The organism is Kitasatospora azatica KCTC 9699, from assembly GCF_000744785.1.
Lineage (GTDB): Bacteria > Actinomycetota > Actinomycetes > Streptomycetales > Streptomycetaceae > Kitasatospora > Kitasatospora azatica.
Genome location: NZ_JQMO01000002.1, coordinates 321,966 through 345,186, shown reverse-complemented (window position 1 = coordinate 345,186; position 23,221 = coordinate 321,966). Strand labels below are relative to the sequence as shown.

The following is a 23,221-nucleotide window of genomic DNA, read 5'->3' as shown; positions in this document are numbered from 1 at the left end:
TACGCCTCCGTCGCCGCTCCGCCCTGGCCCTCGACGCCCGTACCGGCACAACCTTCAGAACATGGGTGAAGAAACGCGAGGCGATTATGATTGGCAGAAGGCACAAAAGGGGGCAATGGCGACGGATGTGGTCAGGGATGGGCCTGAAGGCGGCGCAGGCGAGGATGCGGCAGGCAGCCCAGGGGCGGATCACGGCCCTCGACACCTATGACATCCGGTTCCCGACCTCGCGTCGACTCGCGGGCTCGGACGCGATGCACTCCGACCCGGACTATTCCGCGGCGTACGTGATCATCCGCACCGACGCGGCGAATGGCCCGGAAGGACACGGGTTCTGCTTCACCATCGGCCGGGGCAACGAGGTCGAGGTCGCGGCGATCGACGCGCTCCGTCCTCTCCTGGTCGGCCGATCACTGGACGAGCTCCGGTCATCGGCGGCGCTCTCGCCGCCGTCGCGGGCCCGGTCATCGCGGGACGGGTCGGCGCTGTCAACGCCAACCGGGCGCAAGGGGTGATCTTCACGGTCTTCGCAGCCGCCGTGATCGGCGCCATCATCCTGGTCGCGCTACTGGTCACCAGGCTCGCCACCGGCGAAGCACAGGACGGCCAGGTCTTCCGATAGGTCTTCCGAGCCCGGCCGGACCGCAGCGCGGCCCTGCCTGGCCTGGTCGGTCCCCGCCGAAGGCATCACACTGAGGTGAGGAGTGGATTGTGATGGTCCCTGAGTCACCAGTGGGCGGGCCGACCATGCGGCTCACCGCCCGGAACGTCGGACACGGGCCGTTCGACCTGGCGGATGCGGCAACGGCGGTGGTCGACGCAGCGGGTACGGTCGTCGGATGGACCGCGGCCGCAGCGGAACTCCTCGGCTATCCGGCGGCCGAGGTGGTCAACCGACCTGCCTCCCTGCTGCTGGCGGAGCCGCAGGACGCGTCGAGGGCGGCGGCCGTCGCCGAGCGGTGCCGGGCGGGGAGCGGATCGAGCGGTCTGATCGCGCTCCGCCACCGTGACGGCCGGCGTCTCGAGGTGGGTCTGCGGGTCTCGTCACTGTTCGACCTGAACGGGCGCAGCTGTGTGCTCGCCTCCGCGGTCGACCTGGCGCAGTCGCCGTCCTGGGCGATGCGCGGGTCGGTGCTCGAAGGGTTCCTGACGCGTTCGCCGATCGGCATGGCGGTGCTCAGCCCGGATCTGCGGTACGTCTGGATGAACGACACCCTGGAACGTTATGGCGGCATCGCGCGGGAGAAGCGGCTCGGCCGCCGCATGAAGGAGTCGCTGCCGGGTCTGAACACCGACCTGCTCGAGGAGCAGATGCGCACGGTGCTCGAGACGGGCGTACCGGTGATCGATTACGAGTACCAGGGGTGGACCTGGGCGGACCCGCACCGGCAACACTCGTACTCGACCTCGTTCTTCCGGCTCATCGACGCGGACGACAACGTCCTCGGCGTCTGCTACATGGGCATGGACGTCACCGACCGGTGGAAGGCGCGGGAGCGCCTGGCTCTGCTCAACGAGGCGGGCACCCGGATCGGAAGCACCCTGGACGTCCTGCACACCGCTCAGGAACTGGCCGACTTCGTCGTGCCGCGCCTCGCCGACTTCGCCACCGTCGACCTGCTGGAGTCGGTCCTGCACGGCGACGAGCCGGCTCCGACTCCGCTCGCTGTCAGGCCCGCGATGCGACGGGCCGGACTCCAATCGGTGCGCGAAGGCTGCCCCGAGGCTCTCGCCGTGGTCGGAGAGCCGGTCAACATCACGCCGCCGCATGACGGGACCTACCTGATCGAGGGCGAAGCGTTCCTGGCCCCGGCCCTGGATCCGTCCGACAGCATGTGGGCGATCGAGCACCCGGCCAGGGCGGCCAAGATCCGCGAGTTCGGGTTCCACTCACTCATGACCGTGCCGCTGCGAGCGCGCGGTGTCGTCCTCGGCCTCGCCACCTTCGTCCGGTCGCAGAACCCGGCTCCCTTCGAGCCGGACGACCTGCTGCTCGCCGAGGAACTCGCTGCCCGGGCCGCGGTGTCCGTGGACAACGCTCGCCGCTACACCCGCGAGCACAACGCGTCCCTCACGCTGCAACGCAGCCTGCTCCCGCACACGCTCGTCGGCGGGACCGCCCTGGACGTGGCGTCGCGCTACCTCCCGGCGGACGTACGGGACGGTGTGGGCGGCGACTGGTTCGACGTGATCCCGCTGTCCGGAGCTCGCGTCGCCCTGGTCGTCGGGGATGTCGTCGGGCACGGCATCAACGCGGCGGCGACCATGGGCCGGCTGCGCACCGCCCTGCACACGCTCGCCGACATGGACATGCACCCCGATGAGCTGCTGGCTCGCCTCGACGACCTGGTGATCCGCCTGACGGAGGAAGCAACCGACGACGAGGTCGTCGCCACGGCCGTCCTGGGTGCCACCTGCCTGTACGCCGTCTACGATCCGGTGACCCGGCGGTGCGTCATGGCCAGGGCTGGGCATCCCCCGCCCGCAGTGGTCGACCCGGACGGTACCGTCACCTTTCTCGACCTGCCCGCCGGTCCGCCGCTGGGCCTGGGAGGCCTGCCCTTCGAGTCCGCCGAAGTGCAGCTGGCCGAGGGAAGCCTGATCGCCCTCTACACCGACGGGCTCATCGAGGCCGTGGACCAGGACATCGACGAGGGAATGACCCGCTTGAGGACAGCCCTCGCGCAGCCCGGCCTCTCGTTGGACACCCTGTGCGGGACGGTGGTTGAGAGCCTGCTGACCGGTCCGCCGGCCGATGACGTCGCCCTGCTGATCGCGCGCACCCACGCCCTGGACGCCCACAAGGTCGTCTGCTGGGACCTACCGTCCGACCCCGCCGTCGTCGCGAAAGCCCGCTCCTTGGCCATGCACCAACTCGTCCAGTGGGGCCTGGAGGACCTGGTGGCCACGACGGAGCTGATCGTCAGTGAGCTGGTCACCAACGCCATCCGCTACGGTGCCGGTCCGATCCGCCTGCGTCTGATCCGGCACACCGTTCTGATCTGCGAGGTCTCCGACGCCAGCGGCACCTCGCCGCGGCTGCGCCACGCCCGCACCACCGATGAGGGCGGCCGCGGGCTGTTCCTGGTCGCCCAACTCACCCGTCGCTGGGGCCACCGCTACACCGCCGACGGCAAACTCATCTGGGCGGAGCAGGATCTTCCGGCTCCTGCTCCGTCGGTGACGGCTACAGCGGCTTCCGGCTGACCTGGTCGACCTGTTCGTGGACTTCTTCAGCTCACTTGGTGGATGTTGGCGGCGACCAGGACGCCGTTGTTGACGGTGTAGGTGCCCTGGTAGACCTTGACCGTGCCGTCGGTCTGGGTGGCGTACAGGACTGCCTGGACGGTGGAGGAGTTGAACTCGCTCACGGTGCCGAGGCTGATGCTCGCGGTGGTGGCGAACCCCGCGACGTAACTCGCGTAGCTCGGGCCGGCGATGTTGGCGCCGCCCAGGGCCCAGGCCGCCGCGTAGTCGTGGTTGGTGATGTCCTGGTAGTACTGCTCCACCACGGCGGAGGCGTTGGTCAGGTGTGGGACGGAGGCGGCCGGCGCCGAGGTGGGGGCGGACCGGGTGACGGTGACGGTCGGGGTGGGCGTCGGGGTCACGGTGACGGTTGGTGGTGGGGTGTTGGTCACCGTGACCGTCGGCGAGGGTGACGGGGTGGGCGAAGGCGAGGAGGTCACCGTCACGCTCTGTGTCACCTGTGGCGCGGCCGACTTTCCGCCGCAGCCCACGGCCGTTGCTAACGCCCCGGCCAGCAGGCCTGCCGCGAGCGCGGATCTGTGCACGTTCATGGGAACCCCCAACCGGGATGCCGATGACCGATCGCCGCTCTTCCAGGCTAGTGCGCGCTCAACGTCCGAGCAGCGCGGCGAAGTCCGGGCCGAGGTTGGCGACCTTGGTGAGGTCGCCCAGGTCGCTGATGGCGCCGACCGGGATGCTGTAGGTGTGGCCCTGCTTGTCGGGGGCGGGGTTCGCGGCGGCGGAGGCCGAGGTGGCGGTGGCCGAGGTGGCGGTGGCCGAGGTGGCGGTGGCCAGGGTCGCGAGGGTGAGGGCGGCGGCGGCGGTCAGGATGCAGCGGGCGGCGGTGCGCATGGGGGCCTCCAGGAGGGGGATCTGCCGGACTGATCAACCGGTCGGGAGGACCTGGGGTTACGGGCGAGCCAGTGCACTAGTGCGGCTGTCGCCATCAGGGCTTCCCTTAGGGGCAATTCAGGGTTGCTAGTGCGCTGCGTACGTCGTACGCTCGAGGCATGTCGAAGAACACGAACGTGCTCGTCTCGGGTGCCGGCATCGCCGGACCCGCTCTCGCGTACTGGTTGAACCGGGCGGGGTACACCGTCACGGTGGTGGAGCGCGCTCCGGCGCCGCGGCCCGGTGGACAGACAGTGGACCTGCGCGGTGCCGGACGCACCGTCATCAGCCGGATGGGGCTGATGGAGCAGGCCCGTGAACTCAGCGTGGAACAGCGCGGCTTCATGCTGGTGGACGCCGCGGGGAAGGCCACCGCGCGGATGGCGGAGGACGCCTTCGGGGGAGAGGGGATCGTCTCCGAGATCGAGATCCTCCGCGGTGACCTGGCGGGGCTGCTGTACGAGAGCACCCGTGCGGACGTCGAGTACCTCTTCGACGACACCGTCACCGAGCTCGAGCAGGATCAGGAAGCGGTCACGGTCGGCTTCGAGAAGGCCGACTCGCGCCGGTTCGGACTGGTCGTCGGCGCGGACGGGCTGCACTCGGTGGTCCGTGGGCTCGCCTTCGGACCGCGCGAGGAGTTCGTCCACCCGCTCGGCCTCTACACCGCCTGGTTCACCGCCCACGAGGAGCTGGAACTGGACGGCTGGTTCCAGATGTTCAACGCGCCCGGCGGCCTGGTCGCCTCGGCCCGGCCGGGTCGGCTGCCCGGCGAGATCAAGGCGGGCCTGAGCTTCCGTTCCGCGCCGATCGACTACGACCGCCGGGACGTCACCGCGCAGCAGGACCTGCTGGAGCGGCGGTTCGCCGGGCTGGGCTGGGAGGTGCCGCGGCTGCTGCGGGCGATGCGCCGGTCCTCGGACTTCTTCCTCGACTCGATGGGCCAGGTCCGGGTCGACCGGCCCGCGCGCGGGCGGGTGGCACTGGTCGGCGACGCGGGCTACTGCCCGACCCCGCTCACCGGGCTGGGAACCAGCCTCGCCTTGGTCGGCGGCTACGTGCTCGCCGGCGAACTCGTCGCCGCCGGCGGTGACCACCGGGTGGCCTTCCAGCGCTACGACGAGGTGATGCGCCCGTACGCCAAGCAGGCCCAGGAGCTGCCGCCCGGCGGAGCGAACGGCTACGCGCCGGGCAGCGCGCTGGCGATCCGGATGCGGGCCGCCTCGATGCGCGCGATGAGTCGGTGGCCGATGCGCCCGATCCTGGCCAAGCAGTTCGCCAAGGCGGGGGCCATCGCGCTGCCGGACTACCGACTCGGGTAGGCGGACAACTCCGACAGCCGACCAGGCCGGGCCGACGCTACGGGGCGCCGGGCTGCCGCTACGGCAGGGCGACCGCGTGCAGGCACTGACACTGGGCGCCGTCGTCGCCGTCCAGCAGCTGGGCCGCGCCCAACTCGTCGATGGTGACCTTGAAGTCGCCGTCCTGGTTGATGTAGACCGGTGCCCCGGACGCCGTCCTGGCGGTGCGGTGCACGACGACCACTCTGGCCGGGGCATGGGCTCCGATCGGGCCGGGCAGTGACACCGCGTAGCGCTTGACTGGATTCACCTGGACCCACCTCCTCGCGGCCGCATGCGCAAAGCCGTATGACCCGGCGGCGAACCGGGTCCCGACTGTTCGCCTTCCCAGATACGGCGGGGTTCAATCCTCCCGGGTCAGCTCGGCCAGCAACTCGGGCCCGCTCCACCGGCGGGCGGCACCCGGGCCCGCCTGTTCGGCCGCCCGGACCAGGGCGGCCAGCCGGGCGTTGGCGGGAGCGGTGAGTCCGTGCCGCTCGGCCAGTGCCACCACCTCGCCCTGCAGCGAGTCCACCTCGGTCGGGCGGCCGCGTTGCAGGTCCTCCCACATCGAGGAGCGGGCCTGGGCGTCGATCCGCAGGCTGGCCGCGGCCAGCCGCCGGAAGAGAGCGTCGGGCAGCCGCAGCAGGTACGGCGTCCGGGTGGCCGGCACCGGGCCGAGCTGGGCCGGCCGGATGCCCCCGGCCCGGAACGCGGCGAGCGCCTCGCGTTGGCACCGGGCCAGGCAGGCCCGGTACGGGCGCTGCCCCAACTGCTCGCGCAGCGGCAGGTCGGAGAGCGCGTTGATCGCGTTGTTGAGGTTCATCAGCAGCTTGGCGGCCTGCACGGCGGGCATGTCGGAGCGCAGCTCCAGCCGCAGTCCGGCTGCCCCGGCGGCGGTCGCCAGGGCAGCCGCCTGCGGAGCGTCCTCCAGCATCACCCGCCCGCCGCTGCCCTGGTGGAAGGCGGCGGGGCCGGTGCGCACCACGTTGTACGGGACCATGCCCGCCAGCACCCGGTGGCCGGGCAGCTCGGCGCGCAGCAGGCGCGGGTTGTGCAGACCGTTCTGGAAGCTGACCACCACGCTCGCGGCGTCCAGGTGGCCGGCGAGCTCGCGAGCGGCGGCCACCGTGTCGGTGGACTTCACGGTCACCAGCACGAAGTCCGCCCCGGCGGCCGCTGCGGGGTCGGTGGCCAGGGCCGGCCCCCCGGTCGGACGGTGGGTGCCGACCGGGCCGGTCAGGGTCAGCCCGTGCCGGTCGATCGCGGCCATCGCGGCGGGTCGGCCGATCAGCGTGACATCGGCGACGGCGGCCAGTAGGCCACCCAGGTGGCAGCCGATGCTGCCGGCGCCGAACACGGCGATCCGCAGCCGGTCGGGTGTGGACATGGCGGCCTCCAGGGACACCGAGGGCAGGATCTGGGTCAGGGGCGGGGTCGCTGGCGGGCGCTGTGACAGGCTCAGTCGAACAGGTCGGGGTCGGAGGCGGTGATCTGGTCCCAGAGCGGCTGCGCCTGGAACCAGCCCGCCAGGTGGCCGCCGATCTGCTCGCGGGTGGTCAGCGCGGTCTCCCGGTCGATCAGCTTGGGCGTGCCGGCGGCCATCGCGAGCAGCTGCGCCTGGCAGGAGCGTTCCATGGTGATGAACCACCAGACCGCCTCCGCCACCGACTGACCCACCGTCAGCAGCCCGTGGTTCTGCAGGATGACGGCCTTGTACGAGCCGAGCGCGGCGGCGACCCGCTTGCCCTCCTCCAGCTCGTTGACCACCCCGCGGTAGTCGCTGTACAGGCCGTGGTCCTCGAAGAAGGCGCAGGCGTCCTGGGTGATCGGGTCGAGCTGGATGCCGAGGCTGGAGAAGGCCTTCCCGTGCAGCGAGTGGGAGTGCGCGGCGGCGACGGCGTCGGGGCGGGCGGCGTGCACCTGGGAGTGGATGACGAAGGCGGCCTTGTTGACCAGCCGGTTGCCGTGCAGCAGGGTGCCCTCGTGGTCGACCAGGATCAGGTCGGAGGCCTTGATCATGTTGAAGCTCGTGCCGAACGGGTTGACCCAGAACCACTGCGGGTTCTCCGGGTCGCGCACGGTGATGTGCCCGGCGACCCCCTCGGAGAACCCGAACTTCCCGAACAGCCGGAATCCGGCGGCGAGTTGTTCCTTGCGGTACTGGCGCTCGGACTCGATGGAGTCGAAGCTGGGCGGCAGTGGGACGGTGACGCCCTCGGGGGTCGGGCCGACCGCTGCGGCCAACAGGGCAGTTTGAGTGGTCTGGGCCTGAGTCGTCTGGGCCTGAGTCTTCTGGGCGGCCTGGGCGGGGTCACTGCTCATGGCGGGCTCCATCGTGTGCGCGGCTCTGCGGACGCCGCACAACATACACTCGCGTATCCGATACGTCGATGCATCGAATCCGCAGGGACGGAAAGGTATCGTGACCCCGTCGCCGCACCTGGCCGCACCTGCTGGAGGGACCACCGATGCCGAAGGGTGTCACCAAGCGCCGCCCGCGCACCCGCGCCGCGCTGCTGGCGGCCGCGCTGGAGACGTTCGCGCAGTACGGCTTCCATGCGGCCACCATCGAGCAGATCTGCGAGCGGGCCGGCTTCACCCGAGGGGCGTTCTACTCCAACTTCAGCAGCAAGGACGAGCTTTTCCTGGCGCTCTTCGACCAGCACAGCGAGCGGATCCTCGAACGGATCACCGACCGGATCGCCTCGACCCCCGGCGGCGACCTCACGCTCCCCGGCCTGGTCGAGATCCTCGCCGAGATCGAGCCCGCCGAGCGCGACTGGTACCTGGTCACCACCGAGTTCACCCTGCACGCGATCCGCGACCCGCAGGCCGGTTGGGTGCTCGCCCAGCACGACGCCCGGCTGCGTGCCGCGCTGGCCCGGGGCCTGACCGAGCAGCTGGAGCGGGCGGGCCGCACGCTCACCGTGGACGCCGAGGAGCTGGCCCGGCTGCTGATCGCGATCCGCGAGGGCGGGTTGGCGCAGAGCTACGTGGAGCCGACGGCGCTGCCACCGGGGCAGCTGGAGCGGCGTTTCCTCGCTCCGCTGCTGGCCGCGTTCAGTACCCCGGGTCCGACGCTGTCGTAGACCCCGGGCCTGACGCTGTCGTAGACCCCGAGTTCACGGTAAGTTCACCGGCCGTCTCTCGGTCGGATCAAGGCGATGATCATAAAGTCTTCCTGAATGAAGTTGTTCATACAACTCTGGATGGGGAACTCGTGATCGACACGCTGGGCTCGGCCGATGTGGTGGTCATCGGCGCCGGAATCGTCGGCCTCGCGCACGCCTACGAGGCACTGGAGCGCGGCCTGTCGGTGGCTGTGGTGGAACGCAACGACCGGGCCGCCGGCGCTTCGGTGCGCAACTTCGGCCACGCCTGCGCCACCGCCCAGGACGCCGACGCCCTGCGCTACGGACGGGCCGCCCGGTCGAGCTGGATCAAGCTCGCCGACCAGGCCGGCTTCTGGCTGCGCCGCACCGGCACCGTGATGGTGGCCCGCGCCGAGGACGAGCTCGCCGTGCTCGCCGAGTTCGGCGAACTGCGCGGCGCCGAGGTACGGATGCTCAGCGCGGCCGAGGTGGCCGAGCGGGTGCCGGTCGGCCCGGACGCCATCGGTGGCGCCTGGCTGCCCGACGACCTGCGGGTCGACCCGCGCGAGTGCGTGCCGGCGATCGCCCGCCACCTCGCCGAGCGCGGCGCCCGGTTCCACTGGGCGACCACCGCGCACGGGATCGAGCCCGGCCTGGTCCGCACCAGCCGCGGCGAGCTGCGCGCCGGCACCGTCATCCTGGCCACCGGGCACGACGTGGACCGGCACTTCCCCGAGCTCGCGGCGCAGCACGCCGTCAAGCGCTGCGTGCTGCGGATGCTGCGGGTGGAGAACCCGCACGGCACGACCATCGACCCGGCCGTGCAGACCGGCTTCTCACTGCTGCGCTACGGCGGCTTCGAGGCCTGCCCGAGCCTGCCGGCGGTGCGCGAGCGGCTGACCGCCGAGCGGCCCGAGCTGATCGGGATCGGGCTGAACCTGATGTTCACCCAGCGCCCCGACGGCACCCTGACCATCGGCGACACCCACGCCTACGACACCACCCCCGCTCCCTTCGACCCGGAGGAGCTCGACGCCGCCGTGCTGCGCGAGACCGCGGGCCTGCTGGGTGCGCCGCAACTGACGGTGCTTGAGCGCTGGCGCGGGGTCTACGGCTCCGGCGCGCAGCCGTTCCTGATCGCCGCCCCCGCCGAGGGCGTGCGGGTGGTCGCGGTCACCGCCGGGGTGGGCATGACCACCGCCTTCGGGTTGGCCGCCGAGGTGGTGGCGACCATCTGAGGCCGGGCCGGCCGCGGCGAGCCGGCGCGTCAGAACGGCTCGGCGTTCAGGTCCTGTTCCGCCCAGATGATCTTGCCGGTGTCCGTGTAGCGGGTACCCCACCGGCGGGCCAGCTGGGCGATCAGGAACAGGCCGCGCCCGCCCTCGTCGGTGGTGCGGGCGTGGCGCAGCCGCGGCGAGGTGCTGCTCGCGTCCGAGACCTCGCAGATCAGCGTGGACTGGCGGATCAGCCGGAGGGCGAGCGGTTCGGCGCCGTAGCGGATGGCGTTGGTCACCAGCTCGCTGACGATCAGTTCGGTGGTGAAGGCCAGCCCGGACAGCCCCCAGTCGTCCAGCGCGGTCGCCACCCAGCCGCGCGCCTCGGCGACCACCGCCGGATCGGCCGGCAGCTCCCAGCTGACGATCCGGTCCGGCGTCAGCCCGTGGGTGCGCACCAGCAGCAGGGCGATGTCGTCGTCGATCCGGTCCGGCATCATCGCGTCGATCAGGTCCTCACAGGCATCCTCCAGGTCGGGGCGGGCGGCGGTCAGCGCGCTGCGCAGCCGCTCGGCGGCCAGGTCCGGGTCCCGGGTGGCGTGGCCCAGCAGGCCGTCGGTGAACAGCGCCAGCACGGTGCCCTCGGCCAGCTCGAACTCCGCCGCCTCGAAGGGCAGCGAGCCCACCCCCAGCGGCGGCCCGAGCGGCAGCTCGGCGAACTCGACCCGCCCGTCCGGGGTGCGCAGCGCCGGTGGTACGTGGCCGGCCCGGGCCATCGTGCAGCGCCGGCTGACCGGGTCGAAGACGGCGTACAGGCACTTGGCGCTCTGTGCCTGGGCGGCCGCCGCCGGACCGCCGAACGACTGCTCGTCCATCAGCCGCGCCACCAGGTCGTCCAGGTGGGCGAGCAGCTCGTCCGGGGGCAGGTCCATGTCCGCCAGGGTGTGCACGGCGGTGCGCAACCGGCCCATCGCCGCGGCGGCGTTGATGCCGTGCCCGGCCACGTCCCCGACCACCAGGGCGACCCGGGCGCCGGAGAGCGGGATCACGTCGAACCAGTCCCCGCCGACGCCGCCGCGCGAGTCGCCCGGCAGGTAGCGGTGGGCGACCTCGATCGCCTCGGAGACCGGCAGCGCGTGCGGCAGCAGGCTGCGCTGCAGGGTCAGCGCGGTGTTGTGCTCGCGGGTGTAGCGGCGGGCGTTGTCCAGGCAGACGGCGGCGCGCGAGACCAGCTCCTCGGCCAGTGACAGGTCGTCGGGTTCGAACGGTTCGGAGTTGCCCGAACGGATGAAGATCGCCACGCCCAGCACCACCCCGCGGGCCCGCAGCGGCACGGCCATCAGCGAGCGCAGGTTCCACCGGTCCAGGGCGTCGCGGCGGCGCGGGTCGTCGGCGAGCCAGGCCAGCGAGTCGCGGTCGATCCTGGCCTGCAGCTCGGCGGTGCCGGTGGCCAGGCAGCGGATCATCGGCGAGCTCGCCGGGTAGCCGGGCTCGGTGCCGAGCTCGGCGATCGCCTCCGGGTTGTCGGTCCGCACCGACAGGTGGGCCATCCGGCGCAGCGGCGCCAGGCCGTCCCCGGTGGGCTGCGCCGGCTCCTCGCCGCGCAGCACCGGCTCCAGCAGGTCGACGGTGGCGAAGTCGGCCAGTTGGGGCACCGCGACGGTGAGCAGCTCGCGCGCGGTGGTGGCGAAGTCCAGGGTGGTGCCGATCCGGGCGCCGGAGTCGGTCAGCAGGGTCAGGCGCTGGCGGGTGCGCCAGCGGTCGGTGATGTCCACGCCCATGTAGCAGATGCCGAGCACCCGGCCCGCCTCGTCGTCCAGCCGCAGGAAGGAGGAGGAGAAGACGTGCTCGTGGTCGGGGTCGGACGGGATGTGGCCGCGGTACTCGTAGCTGCGGATCGGGACCCCGGTCTCCAGGGTCCGTCGCATCTGCTCCTCGACGGCGTGCGGCGCCAGGTCGGGCAGGATCTCGCCGATCCGCCGGCCGATCCGCTCCGGGCCGACCCCGGACATCCGTGCCAGCGTCTCGTTGTGCCAGCGGTAGCGCAGGTCGGTGTCGAGGACGGCGATGCCGTAGGGGGAGTGGGCGAGGAACCGACCCAGGACGGAGTGGCTGCTGCTCCACCACGGCGCGGTGGCCAGGTCGAGGGCGGCCAGCTGCCAGCGGGTGCCGCCGGAGATGTCGGTCAGCCGGCCTGCCTGGACACCGAGAGTGAGCGCCGTGCCGTCGCGGTGGCTGACCCGCAGGATGCCCGCCGGATCGGGGCCGCGCCCCGACCAGTCCTGGTCGGGGTCCTCGTCGGGCGCGAGCAGCTCGACGGCCGCCCGCCCGAGCACCTCCTCGGGTGGGCGGCCCAGCAGCCGCGCCGCGGCGTCGGACCAGCCGACCACCGTGCCGCTGCCGTCGAGCACCGCGCCGGCGGTCGACAGCAGGTCGAAAGGGACGGCCGCGCCGTGGCGGTCACGGCTGTCCGAGCGGGACATCGGCGAGGCCTCCTGTGCGGGAGTTGTTCTTCGATTCTCCTTTGATCTTGTGAACGGTGCCACCGCGCGTGTGCGCGGGGGCTGGACCGGCCCGGCGGATCTTGCCTAGTGCCGCGTCAGGCAACCTTTGCCCGTCAAGGAGCGGCGTCCGGTGCGTGCTCTCGGCGTGCCGGCCGGAAGTCCTCGTACTGGACGTACTTGGGCTTTCGGCCGGTGCGGCGAGAGTGCGTGCCGGGCGTCGCGACGGGGCGAAGGTTGCCTGACGCGGCACTAGCAAGATCCGCCTGCCCTGCCCTGGGTCACCGGTGGGTCAGCCGTGGCTGGGGCGGTCGACCAGCTCCTCAGGCGGGCTGGACGAGCCACTGCTGGCTCGCGCTGCCGGTGTCGGTCTGCTGCTGGACGGCCGCCAGATCGGCGGTTGAGCCGCCCGCGACGCCGAGCACCAGGCCGCTGCGGACGCTGGTGATCTTGACGTAGCCGCCGCCGGCGTCGGTCAGCCGCCACTGCTGGTTGGTGGCGGTGGTCGGCGTCCACTGGATGATCGGCGAGCCGGGGGCGGTCGAGCCGCCCTGCACGTCCATGGCCAGGCCCGAGTGGAGGTTGACGAGCTGCCAGAGGCCGCTGCCGGCCGTCCTGAGGTCCCACTTCTGGTTGTCGCTGCCGTGGGCGGCGTACTGGATCAGCGCGGTGCCGGTCGTGGTGGCGGAACCGGGGACGTCGATCACCTTGCCGCTGGCCCGGTTGACCAGCTGGCAGCGGCTCGGCAGGGTGTTCGCGCTCGGGGTGAAGGTGATCGAGCCGCCGGCCGGGATGGTGACGGTCGAGCTCCAGCCGTTGCCCCGCACGGTGGTGGTCGCGCCGACCGGGCCGTGCAGGGTCACCGTGGTGACCGCTCCGGCCGTCCAGGCGAAGTCGACGGTGAGCGCGCCGCGGGCGCCGACGCCGGTGACGGATCCGGAGGCGGCCCAGGCCGCGGGCAGCGCCGGCAGCAGGTCCAGCAGGCCGGGCCGGGAGTGCACCAGCATCTCGATCATCGCGCTGGGCGTGCCGAAGTTGGCGTCGATCTGGAAGACCGAGCTGCTGCCCAGGTCGTACATGTCGAGCAGGTTGATCGCGGCGCCGTTGCTGGAGTTGACCGAGGGCTTCAGCACGGCGAGCAGCAGCTGGTAGGCCTTGTCGGCGTTGCGCAGCCGGGCCCAGCTCAGCGCCCGCCAGGCACAGGCCCAGCCGAAGCTCTGCATCCCGCGCGCCGTCAGCAGGTTGGTGGCGCCGGTGACCAGTGTGGGCGGGCTGGTGTCGGGGGCGATCCGGTCACCGGGGAAGAGGCCGACCAGCGGGGAGAGGTGGCGGTGCGTGGTGTCGCCGAGGTTGGCGTCGGTCATCCACTCCTCGAGCCAGCCGGTGGTGGCGCTGACCTGCGGCAGGTAGAGCCGGTTCTGCAGATCGGTGACGGTGGCGGCGAAGGCCGGGTCCAGGCCGAGGGCCGCGGCGGCGCTGCGGTAGTTCTGGAAGAGCTGCCAGACCAGTTCCTGGGCGAAGGTGATGCCGATGGCATCGGTCGGGCCCTGTTCGGGGGACCAGTCGTGGTCGTCGACCAGGACCTGGCGGACGGCGCCGGTGGCGGGGTCGGTGACCGTGGTGGTCAGCAGGCGGGCCTGCCAGAACTCGCAGGCGCCCTTCAGCAGCGGATAGATCCTCGCCAGGTAGGACCGGTCGAGGGTGTACTCGTAGTGCTCGTACAGGGAGTTGGAGAGCCAGGCGCTGCCGGCCGGCTGCCACCACCAACCCGAGCCGCCCCACGGGTTGGTGGAGATCCCGACCGTCCAACCGGCGATCTTTCCGGAGGTGTTGCGGAAGCCGTTGCGCGGGTCGTTGAAGAGCTTCTGGGTGGTGGACTGCCAGGACGGGAACTGGTTGACGCAGTAGTCGGCGAAGGCGGTGAAGCACTCGGAGAGGCCGGCCCGGTCGGGCAGCCAGTAGTTCATCTGGACGTTGATGTCGGTGTGGTAGTCGCTCATCCAGGACGGGGAGTTGGTGTCGATCCACAGGCCCTGCAGATTGACCGGGAGGCTGCCGCGCGAGCCGCTGATCATCAGGTAGCGGCCGAACTGGAGGTAGCCGGCTTCGAGTTCGGGATCGGGTGCGGCGCCGGCGGCGGCCCGGGCGGCCAGCCGGGTGGGGGTGTCCATGGCGCGCTGGGCGGCACTGGAGGCGCCCAGGTCGACGGTCATCGCCTGCTGCAGGCGCTGGTAGTCGGCGACATGGGTGGCGAGCAGGGTGCTGCCGGTGGCGGCGGCCGCGGTGGCGGCGACGGCACGGGCGGTGGCCAGGGGGTCGTGGGCGGGATCCAGGAAGCCGGGTGCGCCGGGTGCGTAGTTGGTGCCGCCGCTGATCAGCAGCAGGACCTCCTGGCAGTTGCTGAAGGTGACGGCGCTGCCGGTGCCGGCGACGGTGCCGGTCGCGGAGACCGCCCGGACGGTGGCCGCGTACTTCAGGCCGTTGGGCAGCGCGGCCGCGAACTCGGTGCCGGCCGCCTCGCCACGGGTGCCGTTCAGGGTGAGGCTGCCGGTGTACGAGCCGCCGCCGCTCTGGCTGAGCCGGATCACCAGCAGGTCGTCCGGCTGGCTGGCGAAGACCTCGCGGCGGTAGGTCACGCCGCCTAACTGGTAGGCGGTGACGGCCAGTCCGTTGCTCAGGTCGAGCAGGCGGCGGTAGCCGGCGATACTGCCGCTGGTGTGCGCGGGCAGGCTGAGATAGGCCTTGGCGAGCTGGCCGAAGGTGCCGAAGTCGTTGCTGCCGTACGGGAACTGGCCGTCCGAGCCGAGGGTGGCGTTGGCGCCGCCGGTCCACAGCGTCGCGTCGGACAGGTAGAACGCGTCGTGCGCCGGGTCGCCGGTGGTCATCGCGCCGATGCGGCCGTTGCCGACCGGGAGGCCCTGCTGCATGATCGCCGTCTCGGTGGCGGGCGAGCCGTACCAGAGGGCGACGGCCTGGCTGTCGGGCACCAGGGTCGCCGTGGCCGGGCGCGGGACGGCGGCGCGGGCCTCGAAGACGGGGAGCGAGGAGAGGGCGAGGACGGCGCCGAGGGAGACGGCACCGCGCAGGACGGTGCGCCGCGATGGCGGCGCGGCTTGGTGAGTGGGGTGGTTCACCGGGAGTCCTATTCGTCGGAGGGTTCCGGTGCGAGCAGCGGAGCCATGAGGGTCAGATGCCGCACCGGGTCGACGCGAAGTATCCATAGGTAGGATGTGTGCGACAAGACTTTGCGCAAGCCCAGGATCCTCCGTAACCAGAGGGGCGATAAGGTAGGACCTCTTGTTCAGCGGTCTATGCTGCAAGGACCTGCAGGAGATGTGCAGAGGCCAGATGAATCCGGAGGGCGGATCCGTGCCAGTCACCGACGAGGCGATCGAGAAGATCAAGGCGATGATCGTCAGTGGCGAGCTGCGCCCGGGCGCCCGACTGCCCAAGGAGGCCGACCTCGCCGAGCGGCTCGGCCTGTCCCGCAACTCACTGCGCGAGGCCGTCAAGGCGCTCTCACTGATCCGGGTGCTCGATGTCCGCCAGGGCGACGGCACCTATGTGACCAGCCTGGAGCCCAACCTGCTGCTGGACGCGCTCGGCTTCGTGGTCGACTTCCACCAGGACGACACCGTGCTGGAGTTCCTCGAAGTGCGCCGGATCCTGGAGCCGGCCGCCGCCGCGATGGCCGCCCGGGTGATGTCGCAGGAGGACATCGCCGCCCTCGGCGAGGTGCTCGACAGCCTCCCGGCGGACGCCTCGCTGGACGAACTGATCGCCAACGACCTGGAGTTCCACCGCAGGATCGCCGCCGGCTCCGGCAACACGGTGCTCTGCTCGCTGATCGAAGGCATCTCCGGCCCGACCGCCCGGGCCCGGATCTGGCGCGGCCTCACCGAGGAGGGCGCGGTCGCCCGCACCAGCGAGCAGCACCGCGCCATCTACACCGCCATCGCCGGGCGCCGGCCCGAACTGGCGCACTCCTGGGCGATGGTGCATGTGGCCGGGGTGGAGCAGTGGCTGCGGGAGACGCTGGGGAACACGGACTCCGCGTTGGGCTGATCCGGGCTGCCCCCGGTCTCAGCCCAACAGGGCGGCGAGCGCGCTGCGGTAGGCCGGCGACAGGTTGGTCTCGGCCGTGAGCAGCTGGATGAAGCCCTCGTCATGGCTGGCCGTCAGCCGGTCCAGGGTCAGCGCGGTGAGGCCGTCCGGGTGAGCCGCCGCCAGCTGTGGCAGGACCGGACCGCTGGGCCGTCCGGAGTCGTCGGGCAGCGGCAGCCGGGGCCGCAGTTCGGCGCCGGTGGGCTGGATCTCGTCCAGGGCGAGCCGCCACTGCGGGGCGCCGTCGGTCCGCTCCTGGACATGGGCGCCGGGGACGTGGTTCGGCAGGTCCGCCAGCGCGGTGCTGAGCCGGGTGGTGGCCTCGGCCAGGGTGAGCCCGGCGACGACCGGGTCGGCGGCGTCGTCGTGCAGGTTCAGCCGGTGGTCCTCGGGCGCGGTGGTGCCCGGCGCCTCCAACAGCTCGACCGGTACCAGGGCCTGCATGAGGTCGGCGGTGCCGTAGCGGGGCGTGCCGGCGATCACCACCAGGCTGATCTGCCCGTTCTGGACGTCGATGAGGTGCGTGTACGGGTCGCCGCCGGTGCCGGCGATGACCAGCAGGTCGGCGTACCGCCCGGCCTGCAGCGAACCGAGCTTCTGCTGCCAGCCCAGGATGGCGGCGCCACCGCTGGTGGCCATGGCCACCAGCTCCTGGTCGGAGAAGACGCCGCCGGCCGCGCCGGAGGCCAGCCGGGCGGCCTTGAGCTCACCCAGCAGACCCTTGCTGCCGGAGACGGACCAGTCCGAGCCGAGCCCGATCCGCACCCCGGCCCGCTTGGCGCCGGCGATGTCGGCGGTCTGCCCGTACAGCAGCAGGTTCGACAGCGGCGACCAGACCATCGAACCGCCGTGGTCGGCCAGGACCTTGAAGTCCTCGGCGGTGAGCGCCGTGCAGTGGATGCCGACCAGGTTCTCGGTGATGGCCCACTGGCCCGGCTGGTACTGGAGTGCCTGGAAGTGGGCGCGGGCCGCCGCGTCGGTGCCCTCGGCCAGGTGCAGCAGCAGGCGGTGCGGCTGGTTGAGCCGGGCCAGGAAGCGGGTCGCGTCGGCGGCCTCGACGTCGGCGATCCGGGATGCGGCCTCCGGCAGCAGCGGGTCGTCGGTCTGCTCGACGTTGCGCACCAGGCCCCGGTACATCCGGCGGGCGCCGGCGTTGCTGAACAGCGCGATGCCCTGGCTCGTGGTGGTCCCGTTGACCAGCGCCTTCGCCTCCACATAGCGCACCACGGCCGGCATCAGCCGGGGGTCCTGGCCGAGCGCGGTCATCGGCCCGGTGACCAGGCGGTGGTACTCCGGTGTGCCGCCCCACTGCGAGCGGTTGCTGTAGTGCTTCGGGACCTGCCACAACTCCAGGACGTCGTACGGCAGATGATTGTGCAGCTCGATCAGGCCCGGGTAGACGGTGCCGCCGGTGGCGAGCACGGCCACGGCCTGGAAGCCCTCCGGGGGCGGTGCGTCGGCTGGCAGCACCGCGGTGACGGTGTCGCCGCTGAGGTAGAGGACACCGTCGTCCAGCACGGTGTCCGCGTCGTCCATGGTGACGATCCGGCCCCGCAGGGCGTACCGCACCGGCGGCGTCGTCTGGCCGGCGAGCGGCATCCGGTCCGTCCCTTCGCTGCGCGACACGCGTGGTGCCTCAGCGGCCTGACGCCGCCTCACCGGCGATGATGGCCTGGGTTCTTCGTCCGCGCACCGTTCGCCGCGCCGATCCGCCCGCATGGAGTACCGCCCGCACGGAGCAGGGAGTCCCGCGTGCACGACTTCGATCCCGGCTACGGCCGTGAGCCCTACGCCGCCCTGGTGCGCTCGTACCCGGGCAGCGAGACCTATCCGACCACCGACTTCCGCACCGAGTGGGGCCCGATCTTCCACCGCGGCCGGCTCGACGGCACCGCCAAGGTCCTGGTGATCGGTCAGGACCCGGCCGCGCACGAGGCGATCGCCCGGCGGATCCTGGTCGGCACCGCGGGCCGCCGGTTCCAGGGCTTCCTGGCCAAGCTCGGCATCACCACCAGCTACGTGATGGTCAACACCTACCTGTACAGCGTCTACGGACAGCAGGGTGGCAACGCCCATGCGCACGACACGGCCATCGCCGCCTACCGCAACGCCTGGCTGGACGCCCTGGTGACCGACAACCCGATCGAGGCGGTGATCGCGCTCGGCAGCCTGGCCGACACCGCCTTCCGCACCTGGCGCACCACCCCGACCGGCACCGGCTACCACGGTGCCTACCAGCACCTGCTGCACCCGACCTACCCGGACAGCGCCGCGAGCACCGGAGCCGACCCGGTCCAGGCGATGGCCAAGCTGCTCGCCGACTGGAACGCCGGCCTGGACGCGCTGCACGGCGCCGTCGCCGCCCCGGACCAGCAGGTACCGCTGGCGCACTACGGAAACGCGCTCACCGCTGCCGACCTCGGCACCATCCCCGAGGCCGACCTGCCGCCCGGCCTGCCGGCCTGGATGCGCTCCGACGAGGCCTGGGCGAACCGTCAGGGCAGCACACCGGCCGACAAGCGCGCCACCATCCTCGTGCAGATCCCGGCTGATCAGCGCCCGTTCTGAGGCGGAGGGGGCGCGGTCGGGGGCGGCTGCTCCTCGCGCAGGAGGGGGATGCCGTCACGCAGTCGGAGCGCGCCCGGCAGGTCGAGTTCGCAGGACCGCTGGGCTGCCACCAGCTCCTCCACGGCGAGCGCCCCCGAGGCCTTGCAGCGCACCGCCTGCACGCCGACGAGCCGAGCGTCCCGGACCGAGGCCAGCAGCCCCTCGATGTCGAAGACCACGGTGAGGCCGATCTTGAGGGTGCCAATGCGGTGGCCGTCGACCAGGACGTCGACGCGGGGTTGGTGGCTGGAGGTGATGCGGTGGGTCAGCATCGGCACGATCTCCGTTCGCCCCGGCGCCTCGCGGCTGGCGCGGGCAGCCGTACGCAGGCGGCCGGAGGCGGCCCAGCCGCCGGCGGCCAGGTCGATGAGGTCGAGGCCGAGGAAGCCGTCGACGGTCCGGGCGACCTCGTGCTCGATGGCCCGGTCCGCCCCGTGCGGCAGCCCGCGAAGGTTACCGATCCAGCTGTCGACGGTGCCGTTGCCGTGGATCGACTGGGTGATCGCATCGGTGGGGCTGCCGCCGTCCTGTCCGAACAGGAGGTCACGGACGTCGCGTACGGGGTCGAATTGGGTGGTGGTCATGGCTCCCACTCCTGGATGCTCTGGCTGCCGGGATCCGAGTGGCCCTCCAGCCGGATGCCGAGGTGCCGCCCGTCGCCCGGGTCCTGCTGCAGCGTGGCCTGCCCGGGACCGGCGAGGCGCGGCACCGCGCGGACGTGTGCGCGCGCCCAGCGCGGTGCGCGACGGCGGTAGAGGACCAGGCCGGCGCCGCCGGCCGCGAGCAGGAGCACTCCGGCCGCTGCCGAGCCGATGATCCCGCCGGCGCTGCCGCTGTTGCCGCTGGTGCCGTTGGTCCCGCCACCGCCACCGCCACCACCAGTGCCGCCACCGCCGCCGCCACCGCCGGTGCTGCTACCGCCACCACCGGTGCCGCCGCCGCCGCCACCGGTGTCACCGCCACCGCCGCCGCCACCGCCACCGCCACCGCCACCACCGCCGCCACCGCCGCCGTTGGGCGGGTCGACGGTGAACGGCTTGGTGTCACTGAGCTTGCTGTCGGATGCGCACGTGGCTGTCACCTTGTGAGTGCCGGCCGCCGCGTCCGCCGGTATCTGGATCTGCTGGTTGAACTTGCCGGTGGAGTCCGCCGTGACATTGGGCAGCGCGGTTTCGTCCCAGTACAGGTAGACGTAGCTTCCTGCCGTCGAATCGGGGAGGCAGACGAATCCGGTGCCGGAGGCGGTCACTGCGGTGCCGGCCCGGCCGTGGTCGGCGCTGAGGTGCAGCGACGGCTGGGCGGCGGCGGTGACGTAGAAGGTAGCCGGGTAGTCCGAGGTGTCCACTCCGTGGCAGGTCGCTGTCACGGTGAGATCGCCGGGTGTCGCACTGTCCGGGATGGTGATGGCCTGTTCAAATCTTGAGTCGGTGAGCGTGGCGCTTCCGGCGAACGTCCCGGACTGAGCGCCCTCCGCCCATGCGAGGGTCACATCAGGGCAGTCCGGCGGTTGGTCAAGGGATGCGGTTACGGGGGTCCTGGCGGGGCCCTGAGCAGGGCTGAGGGTAAGGGTCGGCGCGGGGTTGAAGCCAAGAGCCTGCGCGGCTGCCGTGGACGAAAGGCCGGCGAATGCCAACGGTGCGGCGATGCCGAGCAGCATCGCCAGCATGAGATGGATGGCCACTCTCCCGGCACGGCTTAACTGCCAGAAGTGGTGAATTCGCCTTCGGTGTCGCTTCGGCATGGCGCCGCCGCCTCAGTGAAGGCAGGTGCGGGTGCGCACGGGTGCGTTCCCGTGCCTGCCGTACGAGGATTCTCTACCTCCTACCTTCCTACGGATCCTCGCCGCGCAACAGTCCTTTCGTATGCGCAACAGGTATTCCGTGCGGCGGGCCCCGGCCCGGGCCCGGGGTCGGCGAGTGAGGGCAGGGCGGCGGCGATCGCGGTGGCGACGGCCACCGGGTCGCCGGCGGTGCTGGTCGGGTAGCCGGCGGTGGAGCGGGCCCAGGCGTCGTCCATCGCGAAGAAGTCGACCGGTACGGGGGAGGTGTGGTGCGTCAGCGCGGCGTCGAGGGAGGCGAAGTACGCGGCCCAGCGTTTGGCGTAGAGGTCGGCGACGAGGCCGGAGTACTCGCGGGCCGCGTAGTCGCGCAGTCCGCTGTCGTCGGCCTGTGCGCGGTCGCCCCAGGTGGTGATCACCGAGCGGGCGTCGTACTGGAGTTGGTCGCGCTCGGCGGCGGTGGCGCCCCAGCCGGGGACGTTCGCCAGCCAACTGCCGGTCAGCGAGCGGGTGTCGGTGGCGGCGAGTCGGTCCAGCGCGGCCTCGTCGGCGTTCCACTCGGCGACCAGTGCGCGGAAGGCGCCGAGGTCCTCGGCCGTGTAGGCGGTGTCGATCAGCGGCAGCAGCACCCGGCTGCGGTTGTCGAGCGCCTGGCGGGCGGTGCTCACCAGGTCGAACCGGTAGGCGTCGGTGGCCTGTCGGTCGGGGGCGACCTTGAGCAGGTCGTTCAGTGCGTTCTGCACGCCGGCCGCGGGGTAGCGCAGGGCGGTGGGGCTCCAGCTCGCCGTGCTGGTGGCGGTGAGCGAGGGTCGGGCGGTGAAGAGGCTGTCCTGCGGCTCGTCCCAACTGCCGGACGGCATACCGTACGGGCCCTGGCGCAGTTGCTCCCAGGCCGCCGCGGCCTGCGGATCGGGGCCGCCGTAGCGGGAGTTGGCGTACTCCTGGAACCACGCGGCTTGGTCCACCGGTGAGTTGGCCCAGGCGAGGTCGGTGAAGAGGGCGAAGGCGGCCGGGTCGGTGCCGGTACCCTCCGGCAGGTAGGCGATGCCCCGCTCGGCGCTGTTGGTCTTGGTCAGCCACTGCCGGAAACGGGCCACCCAGACACCGGTGTTGGCGCCTAGGGTGGACTTGCCGCCGAAGTCCGGGATGGTGCCGAAGGCGTAGGGGGTGCCGCCCCAGGCGCTCTCGCGGTCCAGGTCGTCGTAGCGGTCGGAGAGCCCGTCGAGGATCAGCATCCGGTTCCGGTCGACCCCGGCCAGCAGGGCGGCGTCGGGATTGGCCTGCCAGCCGAGGACGACCCAGGTCGCGCCGGGGTGGGCGGTCAGCAGGGCGTGCTGGATGGCGCCGGCGGCAGCGGTGACGTCGACGCTGCCGGCCGTGCCGCCCTCGTGCAGCGGGTCCATCTTGTACATGCTGCTGTCGCCGAAGGCGGCGCGCTGGGCCGTGTAGTAGGCGGCGGCGAGGCGGCCGAAGGCGGGGTCGGTCGGATCGAGCCAGGAGTCGCGGGTGAAGCCGACCCAGCTGCCCTGGGCGACCACCTTCGCCGTCGGGTTGCGGCTGGCGAAGTCGGTCGGGACGGTGCCGTAGAAGCCGGGCAGCACGGGGGTCAGGCCGAGCGAGCGCAGCTGGTCGCAGAGCCGCCTACCCAGCGCCGCACGGGAGTTGACCAGCTGTTCGGAGACCGGGCCGGCGAATCCGCTGATGTTCTGCAGCAGCCACCAGGGCTGGTGCGCGGGCGCCGGGATCCAGGAGCGCAGCTCGGCGGCGGAGTAGCCGAACTGCTGCAGGGCCTGGTAGTACGGCTGCTCGGCGCCCACCGTGAGGTACACCTCGTTGATGCCGTGCAGGGCCAGCACGTCGAACTCGCGCTGGTAGTCGGCGAAGCCGCGGTATGCGCCGGAGTACCCGTTGTCGGTGTCGTTGAGCGCGTAGCGGTGCGGGACCACGGCTGCGTCGGTGAAGGGCCTCGCGAGGGCGGGCAGGGTCGCGGGCAGCCGGCTGCTGCTGTCCCCCGGGAAGCCGATGTCCACGCCGGCGACATGGCGCAGGTACCAGCCGAGGCCGGTGAGCAGGGTGGCCGGGGAGGTGCCCTGGACCTGGATCGCCCCGGCCGCACCGGAGACGGTGAAGGAGTCGGCTCCCGAGGCCGGCCGGGCGGTCGCGACCAGTGAGACCTGGTCTGCCTGACGGGGCATCAGCCGCTGGATGCTCGCCGCGGCCGGTGAGGTGTCGAAGGGTGCGGCGGCGCGGGCGGTGGGGGAGAGTGCGACCGGGCCGGCGGTCGCGGTGAGCAGGGCCAGCAGCGCGTGCGCCGCCGTTCGGCCGAGCGGCAGCTGGCGCCGCATCAATTCGCGCAGGTTCACACCACACATATCAACAGAAACGATTGGCAGGACCGAGCTCCCACGCTTTACCGGCGCACGCGGCAGCTCGCCCCAATCCGCGC

At 72.0% G+C, this 23,221-nt stretch carries 17 protein-coding genes and 1 pseudogene; 7 read left to right on the top strand and 11 right to left on the bottom strand.

From position 1 onward, the window contains the following. Positions 1-164 precede the first annotated feature (164 nt). Both BR98_RS02080 and BR98_RS02075 read left to right on the top strand, forming a co-directional pair. Positions 165-425 (top strand): annotated as a pseudogene (locus BR98_RS02080) (fuconate dehydratase); the annotation flags it as partial. Between the two features lie 289 nt (positions 426-714). After that, positions 715-3,207 (top strand): SpoIIE family protein phosphatase, encoded by a 2,493-nt coding sequence (locus BR98_RS02075; protein ID WP_407639435.1) that lies wholly within the window; start codon positions 715-717, stop codon positions 3,205-3,207. 26 nt (positions 3,208-3,233) lie between these two features. Here the strand turns inward: BR98_RS02075 and BR98_RS02070 are convergent, their stop codons facing one another. Together BR98_RS02070 and BR98_RS38905 are read right to left on the bottom strand one after the other, a co-directional pair. Next, on the bottom strand, positions 3,234-3,797 hold the full coding sequence (locus BR98_RS02070) for a hypothetical protein (protein ID WP_157537320.1): 564 nt from the start codon (positions 3,795-3,797) through the stop codon (positions 3,234-3,236). Positions 3,798-3,855: 58 nt separating this feature from the next. Further along, the gene (locus BR98_RS38905; RefSeq protein ID WP_035839404.1) at positions 3,856-4,098 is read right to left on the bottom strand and encodes a hypothetical protein; all 243 of its coding nucleotides are present in this window, start codon (positions 4,096-4,098) and stop codon (positions 3,856-3,858) included. A 158-nt stretch (positions 4,099-4,256) separates the two neighbouring features. Here BR98_RS38905 and BR98_RS02060 point away from each other — a divergent pair, with 158 nt between their 5' ends. Further along, entirely contained in the window at positions 4,257-5,459 is a 1,203-nt protein-coding gene (locus BR98_RS02060) for an FAD-dependent monooxygenase (protein ID WP_035839401.1), read from the top strand. A gap of 58 nt (positions 5,460-5,517) precedes the next feature. On the opposite strand, the gene BR98_RS02055 is transcribed toward BR98_RS02060, so the two are convergent. The 3 genes from BR98_RS02055 to BR98_RS02045 all read right to left on the bottom strand — a co-directional run bounded on the left by BR98_RS02055 (position 5,518) and on the right by BR98_RS02045 (position 7,802). Then, positions 5,518-5,748 carry a DUF6296 family protein gene (locus BR98_RS02055; protein ID WP_035839399.1) on the bottom strand — a complete coding sequence of 77 codons (231 nt, stop codon included), beginning with the start codon at positions 5,746-5,748 and terminating at the stop codon, positions 5,518-5,520. A 93-nt stretch (positions 5,749-5,841) separates the two neighbouring features. Further along, on the bottom strand, positions 5,842-6,867 hold the full coding sequence (locus BR98_RS02050) for a 2-dehydropantoate 2-reductase (protein WP_232247202.1): 1,026 nt from the start codon (positions 6,865-6,867) through the stop codon (positions 5,842-5,844). A 71-nt stretch (positions 6,868-6,938) separates the two neighbouring features. Continuing rightward, entirely contained in the window at positions 6,939-7,802 is an 864-nt protein-coding gene (locus BR98_RS02045) for a class II aldolase/adducin family protein (protein WP_083975868.1), read from the bottom strand. A gap of 146 nt (positions 7,803-7,948) precedes the next feature. Between BR98_RS02045 and BR98_RS02040 the strand changes: the two genes are divergently transcribed. Beyond that, positions 7,949-8,569: a TetR/AcrR family transcriptional regulator gene (locus BR98_RS02040; RefSeq protein WP_035839397.1), complete on the top strand. Its 621-nt coding sequence runs from the start codon at positions 7,949-7,951 to the stop codon at positions 8,567-8,569. Positions 8,570-8,700: 131 nt separating this feature from the next. Continuing rightward, a complete protein-coding gene (locus BR98_RS02035; protein WP_232247201.1) occupies positions 8,701-9,810 on the top strand; it encodes a TIGR03364 family FAD-dependent oxidoreductase in 1,110 nt (369 codons plus the stop codon). A 29-nt stretch (positions 9,811-9,839) separates the two neighbouring features. On the opposite strand, the gene BR98_RS02030 is transcribed toward BR98_RS02035, so the two are convergent. Together BR98_RS02030 and BR98_RS02025 are read right to left on the bottom strand one after the other, a co-directional pair. Beyond that, entirely contained in the window at positions 9,840-12,269 is a 2,430-nt protein-coding gene (locus BR98_RS02030) for a SpoIIE family protein phosphatase (protein WP_035839395.1), read from the bottom strand. Between the two features lie 341 nt (positions 12,270-12,610). Then, the gene (locus BR98_RS02025; protein ID WP_051969205.1) at positions 12,611-15,421 is read right to left on the bottom strand and encodes a glycosyl hydrolase family 95 catalytic domain-containing protein; all 2,811 of its coding nucleotides are present in this window, start codon (positions 15,419-15,421) and stop codon (positions 12,611-12,613) included. A 235-nt stretch (positions 15,422-15,656) separates the two neighbouring features. On the opposite strand from BR98_RS02025, the gene BR98_RS02020 reads away from it, so the two are divergent. Then, entirely contained in the window at positions 15,657-16,352 is a 696-nt protein-coding gene (locus BR98_RS02020) for a FadR/GntR family transcriptional regulator (RefSeq protein ID WP_035842469.1), read from the top strand. A gap of 18 nt (positions 16,353-16,370) precedes the next feature. Here BR98_RS02020 and BR98_RS02015 read toward each other — a convergent pair whose 3' ends face one another. Further along, a complete protein-coding gene (locus BR98_RS02015) occupies positions 16,371-18,017 on the bottom strand; it encodes an amidohydrolase family protein (RefSeq protein WP_232247200.1) in 1,647 nt (548 codons plus the stop codon). Between the two features lie 126 nt (positions 18,018-18,143). Between BR98_RS02015 and BR98_RS02010 the strand changes: the two genes are divergently transcribed. Continuing rightward, positions 18,144-18,959 (top strand): uracil-DNA glycosylase family protein, encoded by an 816-nt coding sequence (locus BR98_RS02010; protein WP_035839389.1) that lies wholly within the window; start codon positions 18,144-18,146, stop codon positions 18,957-18,959. Here the strand turns inward: BR98_RS02010 and BR98_RS02005 are convergent. The 3 genes from BR98_RS02005 to BR98_RS01995 all read right to left on the bottom strand — a co-directional run bounded on the left by BR98_RS02005 (position 18,944) and on the right by BR98_RS01995 (position 23,138). After that, entirely contained in the window at positions 18,944-19,582 is a 639-nt protein-coding gene (locus BR98_RS02005) for a hypothetical protein (RefSeq protein WP_035839386.1), read from the bottom strand. The two genes, BR98_RS02010 and BR98_RS02005, sit on opposite strands and share 16 nt — an antisense overlap. Continuing rightward, positions 19,579-20,487 (bottom strand): hypothetical protein, encoded by a 909-nt coding sequence (locus tag BR98_RS40040; protein ID WP_198042105.1) that lies wholly within the window; start codon positions 20,485-20,487, stop codon positions 19,579-19,581. Before BR98_RS40040 ends, BR98_RS02005 begins: the two co-directional genes overlap by 4 nt. A gap of 332 nt (positions 20,488-20,819) precedes the next feature. Further along, positions 20,820-23,138: an alpha-N-acetylglucosaminidase gene (locus BR98_RS01995; RefSeq protein WP_063774694.1), complete on the bottom strand. Its 2,319-nt coding sequence runs from the start codon at positions 23,136-23,138 to the stop codon at positions 20,820-20,822. Positions 23,139-23,221 lie beyond the last annotated feature (83 nt).